The sequence below is a fragment of the Bradyrhizobium sp. SBR1B genome (genome assembly GCF_014198205.1).
Lineage (GTDB): Bacteria > Pseudomonadota > Alphaproteobacteria > Rhizobiales > Xanthobacteraceae > Bradyrhizobium.
This window is the reverse complement of record NZ_JACIHC010000011.1, coordinates 244,255-250,752: the sequence shown is the minus strand read 5'-3', so window position 1 is coordinate 250,752 and position 6,498 is coordinate 244,255. Positions and strand designations below refer to the sequence as shown.

General features: G+C 65.1%; 6 protein-coding genes and 1 pseudogene. 3 read left to right on the top strand and 4 right to left on the bottom strand.

Annotation, left to right across the window (positions count from 1 at the left end; genetic code table 11):
- Together GGD61_RS25925 and GGD61_RS25920 are read left to right on the top strand one after the other, a co-directional pair.
- Nucleotides 1-196 (top strand): transposase (locus GGD61_RS25925; RefSeq protein WP_183231501.1); only part of this gene is annotated, 196 nt, incomplete at its 5' end.
- Entirely contained in the window at nucleotides 196-540 is a 345-nt protein-coding gene (locus GGD61_RS25920) for a hypothetical protein (protein ID WP_183231500.1), read from the top strand. The genes GGD61_RS25925 and GGD61_RS25920, both read left to right, overlap by 1 nt.
- A gap of 17 nt (nucleotides 541-557) precedes the next feature.
- Here GGD61_RS25920 and GGD61_RS25915 read toward each other — a convergent pair.
- Nucleotides 558-1,484 (bottom strand): annotated as a pseudogene (locus tag GGD61_RS25915) (CaiB/BaiF CoA transferase family protein); the annotation flags it as partial.
- Between the two features lie 192 nt (nucleotides 1,485-1,676).
- Between GGD61_RS25915 and glgA the strand changes: the two are divergent.
- Nucleotides 1,677-3,092, top strand: a complete 1,416-nt coding sequence (gene glgA / locus GGD61_RS25910) for a glycogen synthase GlgA (RefSeq protein WP_183231499.1) — start codon at nucleotides 1,677-1,679, stop codon at nucleotides 3,090-3,092.
- Between the two features lie 200 nt (nucleotides 3,093-3,292).
- Here glgA and GGD61_RS25905 read toward each other — a convergent pair whose 3' ends face one another.
- The 3 genes from GGD61_RS25905 to GGD61_RS25895 all read right to left on the bottom strand — a co-directional run bounded on the left by GGD61_RS25905 (nucleotide 3,293) and on the right by GGD61_RS25895 (nucleotide 6,366).
- Nucleotides 3,293-4,243, bottom strand: coding sequence for an oxygenase MpaB family protein (locus GGD61_RS25905; protein WP_177237260.1), 951 nt, complete (start codon nucleotides 4,241-4,243; stop codon nucleotides 3,293-3,295).
- Nucleotides 4,244-4,334: 91 nt separating this feature from the next.
- Nucleotides 4,335-5,483, bottom strand: coding sequence for a patatin-like phospholipase family protein (locus GGD61_RS25900; RefSeq protein WP_092259969.1), 1,149 nt, complete (start codon nucleotides 5,481-5,483; stop codon nucleotides 4,335-4,337).
- A gap of 58 nt (nucleotides 5,484-5,541) precedes the next feature.
- Nucleotides 5,542-6,366 (bottom strand): 3-hydroxybutyrate dehydrogenase, encoded by an 825-nt coding sequence (locus tag GGD61_RS25895; RefSeq protein WP_092259730.1) that lies wholly within the window; start codon nucleotides 6,364-6,366, stop codon nucleotides 5,542-5,544.
- Nucleotides 6,367-6,498 lie beyond the last annotated feature (132 nt).

The following is a 6,498-nucleotide window of genomic DNA, read 5'->3' as shown; positions in this document are numbered from 1 at the left end:
GACCCGGCACAGCGGCTATGCCGTCAGCCAGCGCATCCGCAAGCGCATCGAGGAGGCATTCGGCTGGATCAAGACGGTCGCCGGGCAGGAGAAGACCAGCTTCCGTGGCCGTGATCGCGTAGCATGGGCTTTTACCTTCGCTGCCGCCGCCTACAATCTGGTGCGGCTGCCCAAACTGATAGCGGAGACCGGCTGATGGCCAAGGTGCCCGGCTTCGCCAAGGCTTTTGCCGGCCGCTGGCGCATCGTCGAAATGGACAACTGGGACAGCGACTTCCTCGATCTTGTCGAAGAGGCGCATCTCACCTTCGATGGCAAGTCCGACGGTGAAGTCGCCTTCGGTGCGCTGAAGGGCTTCCTCGACGTCCGCTACGGCGCGCGAGACGGTTCGCCCTGCGCGGAGTTCTCATGGGAAGGGCACGACGAGAATGACCCCGTCTGCGGTCGCGGATGGGTTGTGATCGGCACTGCTGGCAGGCTCGTCGGCCATTTCTACATACACAATGGCGACGATTCAGGCTTCGTTTGCGAACGCGGCTGAGTTCTTCAACAGCCTGCTAGCGCTGCGAGACACGCATCGGTCGTGAGTTCCCGCGACCAGGCTTCGACGCCGTCCATCACCTCCGCCCAATTCTCGCGGCGCGCGGCATAGGTCGCAAAGCGCGGATCGGAGATCCATTCGGGGTGACCGATCACGCCCATCAATCCCTGGAACGTCTTCTCGCTGGCGACCGTGATCATGACATAGCCGCTTGCCGTCTCGGTCGGGCCGAACATCGGGCGCGGCGGTGGCTTCACGGCGAATTGTGCGCTCTGCAATTCGGTCAGCGTCAGTGACAGCATCGATTCCAGCATCGACACGTCGATGTGCTGGCCGAGGCCGGTCACGGTCCGCTGATAGAGCGCGGACGCGATCGCGCCGAAGCCATAGGTGCCGGTGACGACGTCGGCGTGATAGATGCCGCAATAATCAGGGCGATTGCGGCCGGGCTGGTAGGCCAGATGCGCCATATCGTAGCCGGAGGCCGCATGGATCACCGGAGCATAAGCCGGCAGCTCGGCCGAGGGGCCGGTCTGCCCGTAGCCTGAGATCGAGCAATAGATCAGCCTCGGATTGACGGTGCGCAGCCTATCGTAGTCGAGCCGCAGTCGGTGCATCACGCCGGGGCGAAAGTTCTCGACCAGGATGTCTGATGTCGCGGCCAGCCGGCGCACCGCCTCCTTGCCGTCCTCGGACTTGAGGTCGAGCACGACGCTCTTCTTGCCGACATTGAGCTGGCCGAACGCGGTGCTGCACCCCTTGCGCAGCGGCGGCCGGGTCCGCATCGTCTCCCCGCCGTCGGTCTCGATCTTGATGACCTCGGCGCCCATGTCGGCAAGCATCCGCGCGCAGTGAGGACCGGCGATGGTGGTCGAAAAATCCAGGACCCTGAGCCCCGCGAAGGCTTTTGTCGTCGTCCCCTCATGCTTATCTGCTAGCTGCATGCCTGCTCACGTCCTTGGGTCTTAGGAACTCTCGAAGTTCTCTGTTGTTGATGCGGCGACCCTAGAGGGCGGCGGCCGAGTAGGAAAGTGTTTACCGAACCGATGCGCCGCGTAGGCGGGCTTTAAGAATTCCCGGACAACTGGACCCGTTCTTGCATAGCAGCGAACGGGATCGACAGAGGGCAGCTGTTCTTGAGGGTCTTGTTCGTCACCACGGAGTTGGACGACTTCGTCCGCGTCGGCGGCCTTGGAGCCGTGTCCGCTGCGCTGCCCCGCGCCCTTCGCTCCTTTGCCGATATCCGGATCATGCTGCCCGGCTATCGCGACATCATCGAGCAACTCACGCATATTCAGATCGTTGGGCGCTGCCCGGCCTTCGCGGAGATGCCGGCCTGCTCGCTCGGACGGGCAGCGACCAAGGACGGCCTGCCGGTCTACGTGCTGCTCTGCTCGCAACTCTACGACAGGCCCGGTAACCCCTATGGCGACGAGTCCGGGCGTGACTGGCCGGACAACGACGTCCGCTTCGCGCGCTTTGCCTCGGCCGCCGCTGAGCTGGCCATGGGCAAGCTGGACAAGAATTGGGCAGCAGACCTGATCCATGCCAATGACTGGCAGGCCTCGCTCGTGCCGGCCTATCTCGCCTGGCGCGGCTCCAAGCTGCCCTCGATCCTGACCATTCACAACCTCGCCTACCAGGGCCTCTTCCCGAAGGACTCGTTGCGGCGGATCGGCGCACCGGAAAGCTCTTTCCACATCGACGGCGTCGAGTTCTACGACCAGCTCTCCTTCCTCAAGGCCGGCCTCGTCTACGCCTCGCACCTCACCACCGTGAGCGGCACCTATGCGCGCGAGATCACCACGGCCGAGTTCGGCTGCGGCCTGGAGGGCCTGCTCCGCCTGCGCTCGGACGCATCCGAGCTCACCGGCATCCTCAACGGCATCGACGAGAGCTGGGACCCGCGCTCCTGCGCCCAGCTCGCCCAGCAGTTCGGCGCCGGCGACTGGGTCGGCAAGAGGGCCAATGCGGATTACGTCCGCAAGCAGTTCGGCTTAGCGGTGTCGCGCGGCCCGATGTTCGGCATCGTCGCGCGTCTCGTGCATCAGAAGGGCATCGACCTCGTGCTGTCGGCGGCCGACGAGATCGTCGATGCCGGCGGGCAGATCGTGGTCACCGGCTCCGGCGAGCCGGCGCTGGAGCAGGCTCTGATCGACGCGCATCGCCGCCGACCAGATGCCATCGGCGTGGTGATCGGCTTTAACGACGCCCAGGCACGCCGCATCTTCGCCGGCAGCGATTTCACCCTGATGCCCTCGCGCTTCGAGCCGTGCGGGCTCAGCCAGATGTACGCCCAGCGCTTCGGCTCGCTGCCGATCGGTCACCAGACCGGCGGCCTTGCCGAAACCATCACCGACAGCGAGACCGGCTTCCTGTTCTCGAGGCCCTCGCGCGAGTCCTTCCTTGGCGGTGTCCGCCGGGCTTTCTCCGCTTTCATGGCCCAGGACCAGCTCGACACCATGCGCCGCAGCGCCATGGGACGGTCGTTCTCCTGGAGCATCTCGGCGGGGAGCTACAGCGCGCTGTACCGGAAGCTGGCTTCGGTGTGAGGCAGAGGCGCTTCCGCACGCTCGGTCATTGCGAGGCTTATCTCTCCCCGTCACCCTGAGGTGGCCGCTTCTTCAGCGGCCCTCGAAGGGCGACGGCCCGGCTGCAGCAGCGGGGCCGTGCATCCTTCGAGGCTCCCGGCGCGATGCTTTTGCATCGCGCCATTCGCACCTCAGGATGACGGGGCTACAGGCGGCGAACCTCACCCTCTCCCGCGCACATCCATTTGCGGCCGCCCGATCCACGCCCTGTTGAGACAGCGCGTCATCCAGTCCGGCTGCGCTTCGCCTCGCAGCCGCGCCTGTGCTTCCTGGTAGGGGCCGACATAGCGCAGCCGGTCCGGCAATGTCGGATAGATGCGCCGGATCCATCGCAGCGCGTTGTCGGCCGATCTGACCTCCCGCTCGCCGAGCTCAAACCCGAAGCCGGCGCGCAATCGTTCCGGCAACAGGCTCGCCGTGAGCGCGCGATACCATCGCGGCGGCCGCAACCACGGACGCGCGCCGTCAAAAATCTGCGCCGCGATCTCGCGCGCCGCCGGGCTCACGGTCAGCGTGTCCGACTGCGCCATCGCCGCGGTGTAGGCCGTAAAACCGGCCCAGTCCGCGGGCAGATCATCCGCCGTCAATCCAAACAACGCACCGAACATCCGGCTCTCGGTCCAGTAGCGCTCGCGCTCCTCCACCGAGAATGGCGGCAGAACCAGCTCGTGCGCCATCAACGCCGTCTCGACCAGCGTCGCATGGACCCAACGCAGCGAGGGGATATCGTTGGCGCAGTAGCGCGAGCCTGCCGCAAAGGGGCCGACCGTATCGGGCATCTCTCCGACGATCATGCCGTGCCGCCGGTGCAGCTGCCGGGACGAGCGCAAGGCACGGTCGAGCGAGCCGAACACCATGGCAAAGACGATATCGAAGGTGCGATGGAAGCGGCCGATCGGATCGGCCAGGGTTTTCGAATGCTCGGCGATGGCGGCGGCGACCCAGGGATGCGCCAGTTGCAGTAACAAGGCGCGGCCGGCGCCGAGAAAGATGACGGCCTCCCGGTCGATCCGCCAGGTCAGCGTCTCAGGACCGAACACGCCCGCCACCGGCCCCGCCGCGTTGGCGCGGACCAGATCGAGCGTTGCCTCGAGATCCTTTTCAGCAACCAATTGCAAGCCTCGCGACCAAGACGGCGCAACAATAGCCCAGACCGCTCCGCCGGGAAATCGTCACTGCGCCAGACAACAACGCGCAAGGCCCTCACTCCGCCGCAATCGGCATCTCCTCCATATGCTCGTGCAGCACCACGCCGGCGAGCGGGTCGAATTCGCCGATCCAAGGCTTGCGCGCAAGCACCGACTTCGTGTGCGCATAACCAGCGTGCCAACGCCGCGTGATTCCCGACGGGCTGAAGTCGATATCCTTGGTATGGGTCTCGCGCTCGAGCTGCGGCGCGAGCAGCCGCACCACGTGCATGCGGGTCGGACAACCGTAGCTCGTCAACTCCCTCACAGCAGGATCGTTGCGCTCGACCTCCGAAAGCCGTGCCGCGAGCTGGTTGATGACATGACGCAGACGATGGGCCTGCTGCTGGCGCGCAATCTGGCTCGAAATGCGGCTGGAATATTGCACGTCCTTGTGCCGGTTCAGCACCTCCGCCATGGTGCTCGGCTCGGCCCCGACGGGATTCCACAAATGCACGGAGAAGATCAGCGAATCCCTGCGCGGGTTGTCATCGAACACCGCTTCCGTCGGCGTGTTCGACAGGATGCCGCCGTCCCAGTAGAGCTCGCCGTCGATGCGCACCGCCGGGAAAGCCGGCGGCAGCGCGCCCGACGCCATTATATGCTTGACCGTCAGTTCGCCGTCGCGGCTGTCGAAATAGCGCATTTCACTGGTCCCGACGTGGGCCGCACCGACCGTCAGGCGCGGCGCGCAGCGATTGGCGAGGTCGAAATCGACCAGCTCGCTCAGAGTCTTCTCCAGCGGTACAGTCGAATAATAGCCCGCATTGTCGGCACCGAGCGGATAGGAATCGCCGGCATGCGCCAGCGGGTTGGGTCGAAAGAAACCTGGAATGCCGTGAGTGACCGTCGACCAATAGGCCAGCTTCTCATTGAAGCCTGGAAACGCGGCGCGCCAGTCCCAGACTGGATTCTGCTCCATCCGCTTCCAGAATTCCCTCAAGCGCGCGACCCGATGCTCCGGTGCGTTGCCTGCGATGAGGCTCGCATTGATGGCACCGATCGAGGTGCCGATGACCCAGTCCGGCTCGATGCCGGCCTCATGCAGCGCCTGGTAGACACCCGCCTGATAGGAGCCAAGCGCACCGCCGCCTTGCAGCACGAGGACGACCTGACCCGGCAGGTCGTGGCTCTCGCCTCGTGCGTTGTCCTGTGTGCCATTCATATCTCGCTCCTGGTGAGCTTGCATTGGCTGAAGATTCGACTTGTTGCGCTGGCTCATGTCAATGGGCGGTCCAGCCGCCGTCGACTGGCAGAGCAACGCCGGTGATCGAAGCCGCCGCATCCGTCGACAGGAACACCGCGAGCGCGCCGAGCTCCTCGACCGTGGCAAAACGCTTGTTCGGCTGCTGCGCCAGCAGCACGTCGCGGATCACCTGATCGCGGGAGATGCCGTGCGCCTTGGCCTGCCCGTCGATCTGCGCTTCGACCAGCGGCGTATAGACGTAGCCGGGACAGACCGCATTGCAGGTGATGCCCTCCTCCGCGGTCTCCAGCGCCGTGACCTTGGTCAGGCCGACGATGCCGTGCTTGGCGGCGACGTAGGCCGCCTTGAACGGTGAGCCAACCAGGCCATGCGCCGAGGCGATGTTGATGATCCGGCCAAAACCGTTCTGGCGCATCGCCGGCAGCGCGAGCCGCGTCGTGTGGAAGGCCGAGCTCAGGTTGATCGCGAGAATCTGGTCCCATTTCTCGACCGGAAACTGGTCCAGCGGCGCGACATGCTGGATGCCGGCATTGTTGACGAGGATGTCGAGCCGACTGGATTGGGCGATCGTCGCAGCGACCATCTCGGCGATCGATTTCGGCCTCGTCATGTCGGCCGGCGAGTAACTCGCTTTGACGCCGAACTCGGCGGCGATCTGCTCACGCGTCCGGCCGATCTCGCTGGCGACACCAAGGCCGTTCAGCACGACATCGGCGCCGGCCGCAGCCAAGGCACGTGCGATGCCGAGTCCGATGCCGCTGGTCGAGCCCGTGACGAGTGCCACCTTGCCGGCTAGCACGCGTGACGAAGCGGGCGCCTGCGTCTTGATGGGGATATTCATGATCCAGACCTCTTCTGGGCGCGATACCGCGCCGTGATTGGAGCGAAATCTGCGGGATCATCCCCTTTCACGGAAATGCTAGTTGGCTTCCGACTCCATACGTCCGCGCTATCGCCGCCGGGATGTCATTTC

What these genes read in the sequence shown, in the direction of transcription:
- GGD61_RS25920 (WP_183231500.1), top strand. Translation starts at nt 196, where the DNA reads ATGGCCAAGGTGCCCGGCTTCGCCAAGGCTTTTGCCGGCCGCTGGCGC.
- GGD61_RS25900 (WP_092259969.1), bottom strand. Translation starts at nt 5,483, where the DNA reads ATGAATGGCACACAGGACAACGCACGAGGCGAGAGCCACGACCTGCCG.
- GGD61_RS25895 (WP_092259730.1), bottom strand. Translation starts at nt 6,366, where the DNA reads ATGAATATCCCCATCAAGACGCAGGCGCCCGCTTCGTCACGCGTGCTA.